Below are 17,850 nucleotides of genomic sequence, written 5' to 3' on the forward strand. Positions count from 1 at the left end.
GCTGCAGAAAACCACACTTGTCTAACATTTTCATGTTGACTCTTGCATTTTTCTAACATGATGGCGTTAAATTGACGGAAACAAACCGTGAACCGGCACACAAGTCCACCAAGACCCAACACCGGACACAACATCTCGAAGTGAAATTCAACAGGTTTCATCGTGGAACCCCACAGAGAGCAGAGCCCATGTCAGCATCCAAGACCCCGGCCGCCGGATCCCCCGCGACCGACAAGGACACTCCCCCGCCGAGCACGGCGTCGATAAGCGATCCGGGTGCGCACCACAGCTTCCTCGATCGCATCGGCATCCCCCGCGCCCTGATCTTCGGCTTCATCGGCCTGACGATCTTCATGATCGGCGATGGCGTGGAAACCAATATCCTCGAGCCCTTCCTGAGTTCCGAGCACGGTTTCAGCATCTCCCTCGCCGGCACCCTGGTCACCGTTTATGGTGTGGCCGTGGCGATCGCCGCCTTCTTCGCCGCCGCGCTCTCCGACCTCTGGGGACCGCGCAAGGTGATGATCCTCGGCGCGAGCATCTGGATCATCTTTGAGCTGGCCTTCCTCTGCGTCGCGCTCACCTCCGAGCAGACTTGGCTGATCTTCCTCACCTATGGCCTGCGTGGTTTCGGTTACCCCTTCTTCGCCTACGGCTTCCTGGTGTGGATCACCGCGACCGCTCCGGCGAAACACCTGGGCACCGGCGTGGGCTGGTTCTATGTGGCGTTCTCCGCGGGCCTGCCCACGCTGGGTGCGCTGGTGGCCACCGTCTCCATGCAGTTCATCAACCTGAGCTTCTACGAAACCCTCTGGGTGTCGCTGGTACTGGTGATCATCGGCTCATTGATCGCCCTGATCGGCGTGAAGGAACGCCGCGGCCGTCACCCGCTGGTGTCCAACCCGGAGCTGGTCTCCCAGACCCTCGGCCAGGGTTTCAAGCTGTTGCGCCATGACCGCCGGGCCCGCTTCGTCACCTATATCCGCACCATCAACTCCATCCCGACCTACGCGATGGCGGTGTTCTTCCCCTCCTTCTTCACCGATGACCTGGGCTGGCAGCTCGGCTGGTTCCTGCTGCTGACCACCGTCATCTATGCGGTGAATCTGCCCTTCAACCCCTTCTTCGGCCGCTTCGGAGATAAGCGCGGCTGGGCCAAAACCGTCTTCTGGGCCGGTGCCGTCGGCGGCGCGGTCACCCTCTCACTGGTCTATTTCATCCCCTACTTCGGTGTCCGTTTCGGCCTGAGCGACGGCCTGGTCTTCGGCTTCACCGTCGCCGCCGGCGCCCTCTTCGGTGTCACGCTGGCCGGCTATGTCCCGCTCTCCGCGATCGCCGTCTCCCTCGACCCGAAGCACCCCGGTGCCGCCATGGCCACCTACAACCTGGGCGTGGGCGGTGCCGTGGCCGTCGGCCCCCTGCTGGTTGCGGTCCTGCACCCGCTGATCGGCCCCACCGGGCTGATCCTGGTCATGGTCGCCCTCTACCTGCTCTCCGGCGCGATGGTACTCAAGCTTCGCGGCACCCAGCCCGGCTTTGACGGGCTCCCCGCCCTCGATGAGGACGCGCAGATCGAGGACCTCGCCATTCCCGCCACCGTGGTGGCACCCAAGTAATTCACCTGTACCAGAACGCCCCTCATCCGAGCACCCAGGAGAACCTCATGAACCAGCCCATCCAGCTCAACACCGCCAACCTCGCTGCGGTGGCCGCCGCCTCAGGCGCCAGCATTCCCAGCTACGAGCGCAGCCAGGTCACCCCGGGCATCGTCCACTTCGGGGTCGGTGGTTTCCACCGCGCGCACCAGGCGATGTACCTCGACCGCCTCATGAATGAGGGGAAAGCCTTGGACTGGGGCATCATCGGCATGGGCGTCATGCCCTCCGATGTACGCATGCGCGATGCCCTGGCCAGCCAGGACCACCTCTACACCCTGAGCACCAAGTCCCCCGCCGGCGAGCTGGAGCAACGGGTCATCGGCGCCATCATCGACTATGTCTTCGCCCCCGAGAACCCGACGGCCGCCGTGGACACGCTTAGCGACGCCGCGATCCGCATCGTCTCCCTCACCGTCACCGAAGGCGGGTACAACATCGACCCCGCCTCCGGCGGCTTCGACCACGGCAACGCCCGGATACAGGCGGACATCGCCGAGCTCATCGCCGGCCGGGTTGCTGGCCTGCAGACCTTCTTCGGCCTGATCACCGCAGCGCTGATGGCACGCCGGGCGGCCGGACAGGCGCCGTTCACCATCATGAGCTGCGACAATATCCAGGGCAATGGCGAGCTGGCCGCGGCACACTTCATTGCGTTCGCCGAGTCGGTCTCCGAGGACCTGGGTTCCTGGGTCCGTGACAATGTGAAATTCCCGAGTTCCATGGTCGACCGCATCACCCCGGAGACCACCGACAGTGACCGTGCCGATGTCGCCGCCACCGGCTACCTGGATGCCTGGCCGGTGGTCTCCGAGGACTTCACCCAGTGGGTGCTTGAGGATTCCTTCACCGCCGGCCGCCCCGCCTATGAAGAGGTCGAGGTGCAGGTGGTTGAAGAGGTCGAACCCTATGAGCTGATGAAGCTGCGCCTGCTCAATGCCTCCCACCAGGGCCTGTGCTACTTCGGGCACCTCGCCGGCCACCATATGGTTCACGATGTCATGGCCGATGAACGCTTCCGCCGCTTCCTGCTCGCCTACATGGAGCAAGAAGCCACCCCGACCCTGCACGAACTGCCCGGCGTGGACCTAAATGCCTACCGTCACCAGCTGATCGCCCGTTTCGGCAACGCCGCCGTCAAGGACACCGTGCCGCGGCTATGCGCCGAGTCCTCCGACCGGATCCCGAAATGGCTGCTCCCGGTGATCCACGAGAACCTGGCCAATGATGGACAGGTGGCGCTCTCCGCCGCGATCGTCGCCTCCTGGGCCCGCTATGCCGAGGGGGTGGATGAACAGGGTCAGCCGATCAAGGTGATTGATCGCCTCACTGACCGGATCAAGGAGAACGCCTCCCACAACCATTCAGATATTCTGGCTTTCCTCCGCGACCGTGAACTCTTCGGCGATCTGGTGGATTCCGAGCGCTTTGTGGCGGCCTACGCCGAAGCACTGAACTCACTGCATAAACAGGGTGCCGAAGCCACACTAGATCAGATTCTGGCGGGCATTGGAGCGGCCTCACCGGATCACGCCATTCAGGCTTAATTCTTGTCATTCACCCGGCCTCCGGGTGGGTGCCTCCCGACTTCCGGGCGGCGGAGCACCCCTCCCATGCATGGCCGCTGCCGTTCGGGCGACACCCTCCGGGAGTCCTTCACTCCCGCTAACCGTAGGATCGGGATCATGGACAAGCCCTGGATCCGTCGCGAAGCTGAAGCGGACATTACCGCGATCCGCCACATTGTCGCCCGTTCATACGAGCAGGCCGAATACTCCGCCCACAATCTCCCGAAGATCGTCGAGAGCCTGCGCGATGCCGATGTCCTCTCCCTATCCCTGGTAGCCATCCAAGGACTGGACCTCGCCGGATACATTGCCGCCTCCCCCATCACCATCTCTGATGGCACCGGCGGCTGGTACGGCCTGGGTCCCGTGGCCGTGGATCCTGAATACCAGAATGCTGGCATCGGCCGCGCCCTCATGGAAGCCGCCCTGAAGGAACTACGGGAAGGCGGCGCCGGTGGCGTGGTATCCCTCGGCGACCCGGAGTTCTACCTGCGCTTCGGTTTCCGGAAGATCGAGGGCCTGGCCTTCCGCAACGCCCCAGAAGGCCAACTTCTAGCCCTGAACCTGGGCGACAGCACCACCCCGCAGGATTTTGTCAGCTACCACGCGGCCTTCGGCCAACCGGACTGGGATAAGCAGTAGTTCTTGTAGTTCCCCATGCCCTGAGCTTGGAAAGCTAGTCAACCTCCGGCGGGAGCACCTGTTAGACAGGGGCACAACATCCACGCCACTCTGCCGCCTATCCCCTCCCGCACACCGATGAGGCCCCTCTCAAAAACTGACGCGAGATTTGAGCTCCGAAGCTCGTCCCAGCCTCCGAAAGTGTCCATCGAGTGCTTTTCCATACCTGCTCACTGATCTTCATCCCAAATGTTTCAAATTCAGATGAAGAGCGCTGGAAAAATGACTCTTTCCACGTTCATCGCCCAGGCACTGAACGTGGAAATCTGATGTCAACGGCGGCCAGTTAGCCCCGACAGCGACTCCAGGACTTCCGACATCCACATGCGATAGGCCCAAATCTCCAGAGCCCTGCGCCTCGAAAGTGACAACTCCATCGGGAAACTTCCCCAATTGGCACTTAACTCAGGACTGGCCGGCATCACCTCCATCTTCTAGTTCAGGATCGAACCATATGGACAGCCCGCCGTGACGGCCCCCCGCAGGGCCCCTCAAGGAAACGGCACCTCAAGTGCCAGATCTTGTCCAAAGGCATGGAAACCTAGGCGCCCAATGGCCTGAAAACTAGTAAATCAATTGACAAAATTTACCATCGGATATACGGTGAGTTCAGTCACAGCGATGGCTTTGAAAACCCACCACCCCGTACGCACCGACAGGAAAAGGCCATGCAAATGAGCTGATTCAAGACCCCGAACTCAAAACCCCACAACTCAATAGAGAAGCGACGGCACAGCCACCCTCACCCAACTGCACATTGAAGAAGTTCAGTCCCGATCTATTTCTATTCCAGAACCAGATCGAGTCCACGACTCCATCATTTTCGCCAATAGCATCCGCAGGATTTCCTGCTCAGTGTCAGTGAGAACGGATAGCCACCCTTTCTGCGCTTCATCTTGGGCGAGAAATGCAGCACGAACTTTGTCCCGGCCGGCATCTGCCAGTGAGAGCACTACCGATCTTCCATCGGTGGAGGACGGTCGACGGTGAATCAGACCCTCCTGAATGAACCGCTGGGAAAGGCTGGATACCGAAGCTCGACTGGTGTTGGTGAGCACCGCTGCACGGTGTGGTTCCAGATCACCGGCTATCCACAGTACGAATAGCAGACGATAACCCGCCCAACTCAGCCCCTGTGGTTTATGCACCTCCGTTTCAAGCTCAGCTGTCAGATGACCGGAAGCACGGTTGAGGTAGAGGACCAGCCCATTTACATCTGGATTGATCTCAGGAAACTCCTCAATAACCCGCTCCCGAGCCAACAGACTAAAAGTCCAATAGTCGAGATGCTCCCGAGAGGTGCCAGCCACAGCCTCGCTATCCGTCACTGTCAGCTCTGTGTCCTGCCAATCGCTCACAACCACCACCGGATCCTTTCACTTTTTAAGACAGTCTAGGAGAACAACCATGGTCTACTACCACAAGCTCGGAAAACTGCCGAAGCACCGGCATACCGCCCTGCGCGACGATAGCGGCAATTTGTACTACGAGGAACTGATGGGCGAAGAGGGCTTCTCCTTGGACTCCGCCTTGTTGTACCACCGGAACATTCCGTCTGCCCTGGTTGATGCCCGCAAATGGGAGCTGCCGGACCAGACCCTGGTGCCCAATGAACCACTCCTTCCGCTCCACCTCAAACTTCATGACCTGGAGTTCCAGGGCGATAACGGCGCCGTCGACGCAGTTCGGCACCGTCGCCTTGTGATGGGCAACTCTGATGTGCGGCTCTCCTATGCCACGGTCAACGCCACCTCCCCGCTCTACAAGAACGGCATCGGCGATGAATGCGTCTATGTCGAAAGCGGATCTGCCCTGGTGGAGACCATGTTTGGGCCGCTTGAGGTCTCCCAGGGCGATTATGTAATGCTCCCCCGAGCATCCATTCACCGTTGGGTGCTCCGCGATGGCGAAGAGGCTCGTCTCTACTTTATTGAAGCCAACAGCCATATTGCGCCGCCAAACCGCTACATGTCTCGCTATGGCCAGCTCCTTGAGCATTCCCCCTTCTTCGAGCGAAACTTCCGAATTCCGGAGGAGGTTATGATCGCCGAAGGATCAGATGTTGAGCTCTACATCAAGCACCGTGGATCCGGCCCCTCAGGGGTTTCCGGCACCATTCACGTTCTACCGCATCATCCCTTTGATGTTGTCGGCTGGGACGGCTGCCTCTATCCCTTCGTCTTCAGCATCTACGATTACGCGCCCATCACCGGAAAGTTGCACCAGCCGCCGCCGGCCCACCAGGTCTGGGAGGGCCATAACTTTGTTGTTTGCAACTTTGTCCCACGCAAGGTTGATTACGCCGAGGATGCGATTCCGGTGCCCTATTACCACTCCAACGTCGACTCTGATGAAGTCATGTTCTACGTCGAGGGTGATTATGAAGCGCGCAAGGGTTCTGGCATCAAGGAGGGATCCATCTCACTGCACCCCGGTGGGCATCCGCACGGTCCTCAGCCCGGCGCGATGGAAGCCTCCATCGGGAAGGACTTCTTCGATGAGACTGCGGTCATGGTCGATACCTTCAAGCCCCTGCTACTCGGTGAAGCTGCTTTGGCCGCCAATGATCCAGCCTATAAGTCCTCCTGGACTGCCGGTCGCTGGATCGGAGAGGCTTAGTCGATGAGAGAGTCCACGTACCACGGCTTTTTCGATGATGCTGCTGTCTTCCCACCGGGGCTTGCGCCACTGGACACCGCAGTTGCCGAACATATCCGTACTTTCCGACACCAGGTCACCTCAGATTTCATCGGCCCCCTGATTCTTCCCTTGGCCAAGGTCCTGGAGGCAGTCCAGCTAGCCAAGGGGGAAACGCTAGGTATCTCAGTCGTCCTCCCAACCGAGCAACTACTGGAGGCCACTGAGCTCATTTCCGAACTCTCGGGAGTATCTCCGAACACCAGTGTTTCCGCTATCGAGGTCAAGGTCGGTGAGAATCCCGCACTCGGCATTGAACAGGCTGCGGCCTTCAAGTCCAGGCACCAGAACATCGAGGTCTACGTTGAATTGACGGCGGATGCAGTCAACCATGATTCGCTAGCCACACTGAAGACCAATGGTCTGTCCCTGAAGTTCCGCACCGGTGGGATTGACGCCCACTTCTTTCCTTCTGCAGAGCAGGTAATCAAGGTTCTCACGGCAGCTGTCGAAACTGGACTGCCTTTCAAATTGACGGCAGGTCTTCACCGCGCACTGCGCTACACCGATTCCCACACCGGTTTCGATCACTTCGGATTCCTCAATATCGCTGCCGCTACTGCGGCGCTACAATCCGGAGCCCCCCGGGAAAGGGCGCTGTCCCTGCTCAACAGTAATGATGCCGAGGTGGTCACCGCAGCGCTTGCAGCATCCGATGACTGGAGAGACAGCTTCCTTTCCTTCGGTACCTGCTCCCTGAGTGAGCCCACGGAAACTCTCGGCGAGATCGGTCAACTCAGCCTTCAAACTGTTCAGACCTTTTAGACCACCACTTATCAAAGGAGATTAAGTTCATGCCCACCAGCGCAGCCACCACTCTGTCCATCGAGGGATTCGGCCCCGAAAACCTCCCCTATGGTTCCTTCTCTACCGATGGTGGTGAAACCTTCCATCTTGGCGCGCGACTCGGCGACCGTGTCATCAACCTCGCGGCACTCGCCATCTCAGTGCCGGGCCTTGATGAGCGGGCTCACACGGTTATCGGTTCCCCAAACCTGGATCTGCTACTGAGTGCTGGAGTTGAGGTGTGGCGACTGGTCCGGCAGTGGCTGCAGGACACGGTAAGAGATGAGTCACTGGGCGATACGGTAGCCGCCGCCACCTCAGGTATCGACGAAGTCACCTACCAGCTGGCATTTACTCCAGCGGACTACGTGGACTACTACGCATCGGAGCACCATGCGACGAATCTGGGAAAGATGTTCCGACCCAATGAAGCCGCGCTGAAGCCAAACTGGAAGCACCTACCCATCGGGTACCACGGCCGATCAGGCTCGATCGTGGTCTCTGGTACCGATGTCGTCCGCCCGAAGGGCCTGCTGCCGAACCCCGAGGGAAACCCCATCTTCGGGGCGTCGCGACGCCTCGACATCGAGGCTGAGATCGGTTTCGTGTTGGGCGGTTCCGCTCCGAAGGGCGAGGTCTCGGTACGCCAGGCTGCTGAAGAACACCTCTTCGGGGTCTTTCTTTTCAATGACTGGTCTGCACGCGATATCCAGAACTATGAGTACGTACCGCTTGGCCCCTACCTCGGCAAATCCTTCGCCTCCACCGTCGGCACCTGGGTTGTTCCTTGGGATGCACTCACCGAGGCTCGCCATCCAGCCCCGGAACGGACCTTCGAGCTGGCTGAATACCTACGCGATGATGACTCCACCGGTGGCCCCCATGGCCTCGATATCACCATGGGAGTCACTGTCAATGGTGAAGAGCTATCACGCCCTCCCTTCAAGCTGATGTACTACACCGCACCGCAGATGGCGGCCCACATGACGGTCAATGGAGCATCATTGCGTCCGGGTGACATGTTCGGTTCCGGAACTGTCTCAGGACCTGGCGTCGATCAGCGAGGATCCTTCATCGAACTTTCCTGGGGCGGCAAGGAACCGGTCAAACTTGCTGATGGCAATGAAATGTTCTTCCTCCAGGATGGCCAGACCATCGGGCTGACCGGCAGCGCACCGGGCCCGGATGGTTCCGTCATTGACTTCGGTGAGTGCCTAGGAACCATTCGTCCAGCCACCGGGAAGGACAACTGATGTCGAACAAGATCATCTCCGGCCCCGTCTTGGATTCGCTACGCGAGGTAGTCCAGGACGGTATGACCATCGCGGTGGGTGGATTCGGGTTGTCCGGTAACCCCTTCGAGCTGATCGAAGCACTGCGTGACACCGGGGCCAAGGATCTCACCATCGTCTCCAACAATATGGGGATCGACGGTGCCGGACTCGGCCTCCTACTGGAGAACCGTCAGGTCAAGCGCGTGCTGTCCTCCTATGTCGGAGAGAACAAACTCTTCGCCGAGCTGTACCTCAGCGGCGAACTCGAGGTCGAATTCAACCCGCAGGGGACTCTGGCTGAGCGACTCCGTGCCGGCGGTGCAGGCATCCCCGCCTTCTACACCGCGACGGGCGTCGGCACGCTCGTGGCAGAGGGAAAGCCCACCGCGGAATTCGACGGCCAGATCTATCTCCAGGAGCGTGGGATCGTCGCCGACATCGCACTGGTCCATGCCGCCCTCGGCGACGAGGACGGCAACCTGCGGTTCCGCCGCACTGCCCGGAATTTTAACCCCCTGTGCGCCGAATCCGGACGCATCACCTTCGCCCAGGTGGAGGATCTGGTGCCCCGCGGTGAGTTAGACCCAGACGACATCATGACCCCAGGGGTCTACATCAACCACATCTTCCAGGCGGCACCACGGGAAAAACCCATTGAACAACGCACCGTCCGTGAAAAGGAGGCCTGACATGGCCTGGACTAGAGCAGATATGGCCGCCCGTGCGGCCCAGGAATTGTCAGATGGAGACTATGTAAACCTGGGCATCGGGATTCCGACCCTGGTGGCCAACCATATCCGCGCAGGCGTTCGGGTGATGCTCCAATCCGAGAACGGGATTCTCGGGATGGGGCCCTTCCCCTACTCCGGAGAAGAAGATGCCGACCTGATTAACGCCGGAAAACAGACAGTAACCCTGGTACCCGGTGCCTCGATCTTTGATTCTGCCACCAGCTTCGGCATGATTCGGGGTGGGCATGTGGGCATGGCCATTCTGGGTGCCATGGAAGTCTCCCAGGGCGGTGACCTCGCGAACTGGATGGTCCCCGGAAAGATGGTCAAGGGCATGGGTGGCGCCATGGACCTCGTCGCCGGAACTCCGCGGGTGATCGTGCTGACCGAGCACACCACCCGCAATGGTGACCCCAAACTGAAACAGCAGTGCGAGTTACCGCTCACCGGTATCGGCGTCGTCAACCGCATCATCACCGACCTCGGTGACTTCGATGTTGCAGCAGACCACCTCATCCTCCGCCACCTCGCACCAGGAGTCACTGAAGAGGAAATCGCCGAGAAAACCGAAGCTGCCTACACCGTGGAACTGGAGAACTGACATGTCGGTTGCTAACGCCTCCCCGAAGGATGTCGTCATACTTGCCGCCCGCCGAACTCCGCAAGGAAGACTCCTCGGCCAGCTCTCCGGTATTGATGCCCCACACCTGGGCGCCACCGCAATCCGCGCGGCCCTGGTAGATTCCGGTGTCAAAGTCACCGACATCGACCACGTCATCATGGGGCAAGTGGTTCAGGCTGACTGTGGCCAGAACCCAGCTCGACAGGCTGCTGTGCACGCGGGGCTGCCCATGTCCACGCCAACTCTGACGGTCAACAGCGTGTGTCTCTCAGGCTTGCGCGCAGTTATCGAAGGCTCTCGCATGCTCCGTCTCGGTGAGACTCAGGTGGTGGTGGCCGGTGGCCAGGAGTCCATGTCGAATGCCCCGCATCTGCTTCGTGGGATTCGTTCCGGGGTCACCTATGGCTCCGTCCAGACCCTCGATGCTCTGGAACGTGATGCTCTGACAGATGCATTCGACCACGCTTCAATGGGCACCAGCACCGACGAACACAATGAGAGTCTGGGGATCAGCCGTCAGCAGCAAGATGAAGTGGCGGCAATGTCGCACCAACGAGCTGCAGCCGCCTGGGAATCCGGTGTCTTCTCCCCCGAGATCGCCGCGGTTGAAGTTCCCCAGCGAAAGGGGGAGCCACTGATCATCGATCGGGACCAGGGGATCCGGCCTGAGTCAACGGTAGAATCGCTGGCCAAGCTTCGTCCGGCATTCATCAAGGGAGGCAGCGTCACTGCGGGTAACTCTTCCCCGATTTCAGATGGTGCCGCCGCGGTAGTGCTGACAACCCGCGCTTGGGCCGAAAAGAACAATCTTGAATATCTGGCGGTGATAGGTGCCGCTGGCCATGTCGCGGGTCCCGACACCACGCTGCATTCTCAGCCAGCCCGCGCGATTAATGCTGCCGTCGACCGAGCCAGCGGGGACTGGACTGTTGCCGACCTCGACTTCATCGAGATCAATGAGGCCTTCGGCGCGGTAGCCGTGAAATCATTGGAAGAACTCGGCTATCCATTGGAACAGACAAATATCCACGGAGGTGCCATAGCGTTGGGTCACCCGGTCGGCGCTTCCGGGGCCCGACTCGTCGTCCACGCCGCCCACGAGCTCAGCCGCCGGGGCACCGGCAGATCCGCTGTCGCCCTGTGCGGCGGCGGCGGGCAAGGAGATGCACTGCTGCTCTGGCGATGAGGTTACCTTCCGCCAAGCTCGGCCCCGTCAATGTCACCGCTACGGTGACTCGACGGGGCCGTTCTCTTTCTCGACCACTTCTCGCCCACGCTAAACTCGTTCACTTGAGCGCTCTCCTACTTCAGAAAGGATCGGGAAATCATGGAATCCACTGAGAACGAACAGCACAATGACGCTGATTTTCATGGCGATCTCGATTATTGGAGTTTCGTTGCGCTGGCGACCTCACGCTTAAATGATGAACTGGATGCAGTCCACACCGACGCCAGCCATCTTGCGTTGTCCTTCAACCGCGCCTCAGAGATCATGAAGCACATCGCGGAGTCCCAGGTCCATCGTCCGTTAAAGCTGACCTGGTCTTCTTTCCGGATGCTCTTTGTCCTGTGGAATGTCGGCGAGATCGAGCAGTCCAAGCTCACGCTACTCACCAACTCCAGTAAAGCCACGGTCTCCAACCTCTCAGCAGGACTCCTCAAACAGGGCTTCATCGAGCGACTCCTCTCCCACCAGGACCGCCGAACCTACCGGCTGCGTTTGACCCCCGCAGGCGAGGAAACGGTCCGCCAGGCATATCTGGAGCAGAATGAGCTGCTCAGGCAGTGGATCTCTCCGCTGAACGAGTCCGAGCGCGATACCCTCAATGAACTACTGAATAAGCTTATGGACCGGAAGGACATATTCGGGCTACGCGGCACAGCCTAGCGGTATCTCCCGAAGACTCTCCCGACCAATGGTTTCCGCCTCAGCGGGACCCCGGAAGGATAAAGGCAGCATGGGAGCAGGGAGCCCGGCACCCTCTGCCTGCTGGATCCGCTCCGCAGTAACCGCCGGATCGGCTGCCCCGATAACGCCAGCACCAGTATTACCTGGGAACTCAACTGCCCGAGAAAGTCATAGTCTGCCAGGGCTTGGGGGAGCCGCCCATCACTACATCGGTGGAGGATTCTGTGGTGTCCGGTACCAATTTTAAGAGCCACTTGTTTTAAGAGCTACTTGCCGGAGAGTCGCGGCCTGGTGCTGCTGTTGAAGACAGTTTGTCTAGCATCAACATCATTTTCTGCGGCTTCGAAAAGACCTCGCTGCACAGGCGGAAATCGGAGCACCTGAAACAGACACTGAGGAGATTCCGATGAACGCAGACAGACGCTCCTTCAACTGGTTCAGGAGGTGCTGTCCAAAGACACCCTCATGGAATTACTGAGGATGGAAACCGGTTCATAGCCTGGCAGCTCATCCAGCACCTGGAGTAAGTCAGCAGAAATCTCTTCGAGGAGGTACTCGCCAAATTCCCCGGTTCGGGAGCGATATCCGCGGTAATCTGGAAAACCCAGGTGAATGTCCCGGTATCCAGCTCCTCAGCCCAGGGTCTTTGCCTGTTGCAGGAAGTATCTACAGATCCAGAACGAGCTTGGAAGAGCAACTACCGCGAGACACACAGGGGAGCATCCGGGTTCCATCTATTTTTTCACGGTCGCTCAGCAAATGGTCCCGGTGCTCCGGATCACCCGCCAGCACCCCAACCTCGCAGGTGCCACACAGCCCTTCACGACAATCAGCGTAAAGATCATGGCCGGAGTTTTCGAGGTATTCCAGCAAAGTGGTGTTTGCCGGAACCTCCAGCTCTTCACCGGTGGAGTTGATGACCACCGTGAACTGCTCATTCTCGGATTCATCGGCCAGATTCGCCGCAGAGAAGGACTCACGTCGCACAGTATCAGCCGGCCAATGAGCGAGCGCATCGAGAAGTGCGGAGGTAAGCCGGTCCGGACCACAAGTCAACACCTGCACACCCGGACTCTGCCGATCAGCAAAACTTGAGACATCCAGGCGGAGCCCCTCCATGGAGACATAGATCCTGGTGTGTTCTCCATGGTCGCACTCAATCCGGTCAAGGTAGGCCATCTTGTCCCGGTGTTTGCCGGCATAGTGCAACTCATAATCAATCCCACGCGCCTTGGCTTCATCAGCCATGGCCAGCATCGGGGTGATACCCACACCGCCTGCCACAAGAATCAATTGGGTGGCACTAGTGTCCGCGCGAAAATTGCTCCGGGGACCACGCACATTAAGCACACTGCCATTTCTGACATTCTCGTGGATCCACGCCGAACCACCCCTACTCTCCGGGTCAAGAGCTACCGCGATCTCCCAGTAGTCTGTGCCCTGGCCACAAAGTGAGTAATGCCGGTTGAACCCGTCCACCTCAATCTCGATGTGCGCACCAGGCCAAGAGTTTGGCAATCGTGATCCGTCCTCCGACCGAAGAACAATTCGGCGAATGCCTTGCGCAACATCGTCGATCTCAGTGACACTCATACGGCGGGTACGCAGCTCGCGGCTGGGACCGTTGAAGATGATCTCGGGATGAATATTCTTTTGGGCCATCGCCTGACGCTCAGGATTAGCCTCCGGATTCCACTCCACCTCAAGATGCTGCGGACCACGGAAAGAGGTGTTCGGGACATACCCGAAATCCTGGTCTTCAACTAGTTCCAGGTGAGGAAGGCGGGTGGTCAATTCTTGGAGGATCACCTGCAGTTCCAAACGGGCGAGATTCTTACCCAGGCACTGATGGCTCCCGAATCCGAAGGTCAAGTGCTTCGAGACATTGTCGCGGTACAGATCAATGGCATCCGGGTCCGGGAACATTTCGGGGTCACGGTTCGCTGCAGCACTGACCATGAGGACCCGTGCACCTTCCGGCAGCTCGACTCCACCCAGGGTCGTGGGGCGAGTGCTAATCCGGCGCCAAGCGGCTACACCACCGGAAAGCCGCAACGATTCTTCAATTGCATTCGGGATCAGTTCAGGTTTCTCACACAGCAGCTCCCAGATTTCACGATTCTCGAGAAGGAGCTTCATCGCGTTTGCGCCTGAGAACGCAGTTGTCTCGTGCGCGGCAACAATCCCGGCCATCATCATCGAATGCAAATAGGAATCGGTGACTACATCCGGCTGTTCCTTTTGGGCGCGGATACTCATCGGCATCCAACCATCTGCATCAGGTGTTTCGCGGAGTTCCTCCAGGATCTTTCCGGCGAGTTGCCAGAATTTTCCGACAGACTCTGCAATCTCGATTTGTTCCTCATCAGTCGGTTTTCCCCAGGTACTCACCGTATGTGCGACGGAGTACTTGTGCAGCAAATCCATGTCGTGTTCCGGTACACCGAGAAAGTGGAAGGCCACCATCAGTGGCACTTCGTAGAGCAGACCGGGAACAAGGTCAACATTGCCATTGTCAATGAAGCCATCGATGCGCTCAGTAACCAATCGCCGGACCATCTCTTCGTGCTCTTCCAAGTGCTCAATATCAAATGCACCTCCTAGAGCACGTCGGCGTGCAGTGTGGTCGGGCTCATCTTCATTGACCAAAGTCCGACGTAAGGCAAAGTCATGATCAGCAAGGATCTGCTTGGCTTCCTCAGTGAGCGGAGTGATCTTCTCTAGAGCAACCGAGGGAGAGAAGGTGATGTTGTCCCGGAAGACTTCCTGAACATCGGCATAGCGAGTGACAACCCAATAGCCGAGCTTCTCATGGAAGAAGATCGGCTCATTCTCCCGTGCCCACTTGGCATGCTCGCCGGGGTTGATCTGATAATCGAGGCTAAAGGGATCAAAGGTCTCCGAAGCCCCGCCGCCGTGCCCAAAGGGGCATTTTCCGGCGGGAGCTGTACTCAGTGTGATGGTCATAGTTCCTCCTGTTGTCGCGTGAGCTCTAACGTAATGCAAGACACAGTAGAAGGTCAAGAGTTTGACCAATATTCCCTGACGGAATCCCAGGCCCCAACGAAAAAGCGCCCGATCATCGGCAATAACCGATAGAAAGGGCGCCCAAGACTCAAAACTTCAGAAGCTAAACCAACGCAGGCACTGCGGTTCCCAGTGCCATAATCACCAGCAGGCCAGCAAATGGGACCAGCACGGTGACCACACCAATATCCTTGTATGCCTGACGATGTGTGAGGCCACAGACCAGCAGCAGGGTCACAATAGCTCCATTATGGGGAAGCGAATCAAAGCTGACCGAGGCCATGGCAACAGCACGGTGCATGAACTCCGGATCGATCCCACTGGCCTGAGCCATCGAGTTCAACTGCTCTCCGAAGGTCTGGAGAGTGATCGATAGACCGCCAGAGGAGGAACCGGTAATGCCAGAAATAACCGCAGTGGCCACAGTTCCTACGATCAACGGGTTATCACTGATGTTGAACAACCCATTGCTTAGCACTGCAAACACAGCAAGCGATGCAATGACCGCACCATAGCCAACCTCACTCGCGGTCGTGAAAGCCGGGAGCACCGCATTGCGGGCGCCCTCAGTCAAGGAATTCAGATACTTACCGAAGTTCCCCGGCTTCAACAGGAAAATGAGCACCGTTGCAGCCGCAAGTGCGACAGTCACCGACCAGATGCCGAGTACCGCAGAGATCGAGGTGGCACCAAATCGCTCCTCAGCGAGATAGCCGTATTCCATACGAGGAGAAATCAGGTAGACATACGCAGCGTTGACCAATACAACAACGATGATCGGCAACAGGCCGATAAGGCCACGCCTGGTTGCCTCTCCCATCGACATCTCCTCGACCGCCACATGACCGAGCGGAGCTTTTCCAGCGGAAGCCGCAGTTCGCGCAGTCAAATCACTGGCAGTAGCCAGTGAGGCCTCCGCACTAGCCGCAGAGCCAGGAAGCGGATCCTTCACCAGAGCTCCCCCACCATCCCCACCAGCATCATCAGCGATGGAGGAGCTGGAAATATCTACAAATCCCTCTCCCTTTCGCTGCAGGGAACGCTCCCGCCAAATCAGCCAGAACATACCCAGACTGAAGGTCGCAATGGCACCCACAATGCCCAGGATCGGAGCCGCGAAGGTTGTCGTACCAAAGTAAGAGGTTGGGATTGCATTGTGAATCTGCGGCGAACCCGGAAGCGCTGCCGTGGCAAAAGTGAAAATTCCCAGAGCAATGGCCGCCGGCATCAACTTCATCGAAACGTTCGCTCGACGGAAAAGCGGCTTGGCGATCGGCACAACCGTGAAGGCAATGACCCAGGCACTGACACCACCATAAGTCAGCAGTGCGGTAATGACAGCAGTGACCAGAACTGCCTGCTTCTGGCCGAAAATACGGGGAATCCAGCGTGCAAGATCCTCAGCATAGCCACTGACCGCCATTAGTCGGCCAAAGATCGCGCCCGCGAGGAAGAGTGGGAAAAAGTTGATGAGGAACGTGCCGAGCGCCGGCATGAAAATCTGTGTGTAACTGGCAAGCAGGGGATCCCAAGAGAAGACCACCGCAATCAATGCGGCAAGGGGCGCAATCGCGACAACAGAATGTCCCCGATACGCCATTCCAATGAGAAAGATGAGCGAAAGAATGATGCCAATGATCGGTATGACCACGAGAAGCTCCTTGATGGATGGAGGGCAAAGGTGGAGCTAAAAAGCATGCCGACCCGCGACATTTTGATTCATTACTAAATCTGTTTTGCTCCGCAGGCGGAAATGATACACACCCATCGATGTAATGTACATCACGAAGCCTGATCTAATGTGGCGAAATATGCTGGAAGCTCCGGAAATCCGCGAACCATCCGCACGGCTAGCGGAAGGTGTGGAATCAAATATCGTTCTATCGTGAACTAATTTGTCATTCCCGTGACCCGCTCAAACACAGTTCATGAAGACCTGAAGCCCTCCAGCCTCACGTCCGAGATCAGGGGCAGCTCACCCCAGCTGTCACCTAAACCAGGCCCCCACCCGGCAACCACTACTCCCCCGGCAGCGTCTTCCACGCCCGCTCGATCAGCTCCTCCAGCACCTCAATATCCACATCCTCCGGCTTATTGAAGTAGATACAGCCGGTGCCCACGGTGTACTTGCCCAACTTGTCCAGCAGCTCGGCAGCACCATTCTCATCTTTCAGCCCATAGAGCGTGAGCTTGGACTTGCGCGGGCTGAAACCCAGGCGAAACCAGTCCCCTTCCCGCCCGGTATGGGACTCGAAGTGCACCTGCCCGTAGCCGATCATCGAGCCGCCCCACATCACCGGTTCTGCCCCGGTCAGGCGGTTGAAAATCTCCAGCAGTTGCCGCCCATGTTCCACCCGGCGCGGCGTATCGAGGTTTTCGATGTACTCGGCGGGGTCCAGCCCGGTGGGCTTGGTCTTGATGTCCTTGGCGCTGGTTCCAGTGTGTCCGCGGGTCACCTTCGCCCCGGTTTCTGTTGGTGTTGGAATTTCGCCGGACATCGAGAGACCTCGCTCAACCAGGGCGGCCTGCAGCCGCTCCAGCCCGCGCTTTCCGACGCCGTGGAGACCGGCGACCCGTGCGTAATCGACGCGGTCAAGCGATTCGAGGCCCGGGTAGCCAGCCTCTTCCAGAGCGCGGTGGAGGGGCTTGGCGGTGCCCTTGATCTGTTCAAAGTTGGTGCTCATGCCACGGAGTCTAAAACAGGCACCGGACACGCACCTTATGAATTCACCGCCGTCTTCAATTCCGCTTGAATTGGATCACTGTTTGTCCTTTGCTGCCGGAACTTTGTAGGTAGACTGACGGTGTTTTCCGACGCTGACAACATGGTCAGCGCCCTAGAATTAAAGAAGAGGTTTTCACTCCATATGGAGCCCCCCGAACGATCTATCTGGCCCGCC

The 17,850-nt window shown here is 58.6% G+C and carries 14 protein-coding genes; 10 read left to right on the forward strand and 4 right to left on the reverse strand.

Translation table 11 applies throughout. The annotated features are described in order from the left end of the window. The first annotated feature begins 188 nt into the window (after positions 1-188). The 3 genes from ACTU46_RS07695 to ACTU46_RS07705 all read left to right on the forward strand — a co-directional run bounded on the left by ACTU46_RS07695 (position 189) and on the right by ACTU46_RS07705 (position 3,865). A complete protein-coding gene (locus tag ACTU46_RS07695) occupies positions 189-1,616 on the forward strand; it encodes an RbtT/DalT/CsbX family MFS transporter (protein WP_443380665.1) in 1,428 nt (475 codons plus the stop codon). A 47-nt stretch (positions 1,617-1,663) separates the two neighbouring features. Beyond that, on the forward strand, positions 1,664-3,202 hold the full coding sequence (locus tag ACTU46_RS07700) for a mannitol dehydrogenase family protein (RefSeq protein ID WP_443380666.1): 1,539 nt from the start codon (positions 1,664-1,666) through the stop codon (positions 3,200-3,202). A gap of 138 nt (positions 3,203-3,340) precedes the next feature. Further along, positions 3,341-3,865, forward strand: a complete 525-nt coding sequence (locus ACTU46_RS07705) for a GNAT family N-acetyltransferase (RefSeq protein ID WP_443380667.1) — start codon at positions 3,341-3,343, stop codon at positions 3,863-3,865. Between the two features lie 806 nt (positions 3,866-4,671). Here the strand turns inward: ACTU46_RS07705 and ACTU46_RS07710 are convergent. Continuing rightward, positions 4,672-5,262, reverse strand: coding sequence for a MarR family winged helix-turn-helix transcriptional regulator (locus ACTU46_RS07710; protein WP_443380668.1), 591 nt, complete (start codon positions 5,260-5,262; stop codon positions 4,672-4,674). Positions 5,263-5,311: 49 nt separating this feature from the next. Between ACTU46_RS07710 and ACTU46_RS07715 the strand changes: the two genes are divergently transcribed. The 7 genes from ACTU46_RS07715 (at position 5,312) to ACTU46_RS07745 (ending at position 11,902) form a co-directional block, all read left to right on the forward strand. Then, complete coding sequence (locus tag ACTU46_RS07715; RefSeq protein WP_443380669.1) at positions 5,312-6,523, forward strand: homogentisate 1,2-dioxygenase; 1,212 nt, start codon at positions 5,312-5,314, stop codon at positions 6,521-6,523. A gap of 3 nt (positions 6,524-6,526) precedes the next feature. Continuing rightward, on the forward strand, positions 6,527-7,366 hold the full coding sequence (locus ACTU46_RS07720; RefSeq protein WP_443380670.1) for a hypothetical protein: 840 nt from the start codon (positions 6,527-6,529) through the stop codon (positions 7,364-7,366). 29 nt (positions 7,367-7,395) lie between these two features. Further along, on the forward strand, positions 7,396-8,640 hold the full coding sequence (locus ACTU46_RS07725) for a fumarylacetoacetate hydrolase family protein (protein ID WP_443380671.1): 1,245 nt from the start codon (positions 7,396-7,398) through the stop codon (positions 8,638-8,640). Continuing rightward, on the forward strand, positions 8,640-9,350 hold the full coding sequence (locus tag ACTU46_RS07730; protein WP_443380672.1) for a CoA transferase subunit A: 711 nt from the start codon (positions 8,640-8,642) through the stop codon (positions 9,348-9,350). Before ACTU46_RS07725 ends, ACTU46_RS07730 begins: the two co-directional genes overlap by 1 nt. Before the next feature lies 1 nt (position 9,351). Beyond that, positions 9,352-9,993, forward strand: a complete 642-nt coding sequence (locus ACTU46_RS07735) for a CoA transferase subunit B (RefSeq protein ID WP_443380673.1) — start codon at positions 9,352-9,354, stop codon at positions 9,991-9,993. 1 nt (position 9,994) lies between these two features. Next, entirely contained in the window at positions 9,995-11,200 is a 1,206-nt protein-coding gene (locus ACTU46_RS07740) for an acetyl-CoA C-acetyltransferase (RefSeq protein ID WP_443380674.1), read from the forward strand. 141 nt (positions 11,201-11,341) lie between these two features. After that, positions 11,342-11,902, forward strand: a complete 561-nt coding sequence (locus tag ACTU46_RS07745) for a MarR family winged helix-turn-helix transcriptional regulator (protein ID WP_443380675.1) — start codon at positions 11,342-11,344, stop codon at positions 11,900-11,902. Positions 11,903-12,589: 687 nt separating this feature from the next. Here ACTU46_RS07745 and ACTU46_RS07750 read toward each other — a convergent pair. The 3 genes from ACTU46_RS07750 to ACTU46_RS07760 all read right to left on the reverse strand — a co-directional run bounded on the left by ACTU46_RS07750 (position 12,590) and on the right by ACTU46_RS07760 (position 17,634). Next, complete coding sequence (locus tag ACTU46_RS07750) at positions 12,590-14,959, reverse strand: cytochrome P450/oxidoreductase (protein WP_443380676.1); 2,370 nt, start codon at positions 14,957-14,959, stop codon at positions 12,590-12,592. Between the two features lie 94 nt (positions 14,960-15,053). After that, the gene (locus tag ACTU46_RS07755) at positions 15,054-16,601 is read right to left on the reverse strand and encodes a GntP family permease (protein WP_443380677.1); all 1,548 of its coding nucleotides are present in this window, start codon (positions 16,599-16,601) and stop codon (positions 15,054-15,056) included. 367 nt (positions 16,602-16,968) lie between these two features. Further along, entirely contained in the window at positions 16,969-17,634 is a 666-nt protein-coding gene (locus tag ACTU46_RS07760) for a DUF1801 domain-containing protein (RefSeq protein WP_443380678.1), read from the reverse strand. Between the last annotated feature and the right edge of the window lie 216 nt (positions 17,635-17,850).

This window comes from Corynebacterium sp. A21, assembly GCF_052266655.1.
Classification (GTDB): Bacteria; Actinomycetota; Actinomycetes; order Mycobacteriales; family Mycobacteriaceae; genus Corynebacterium.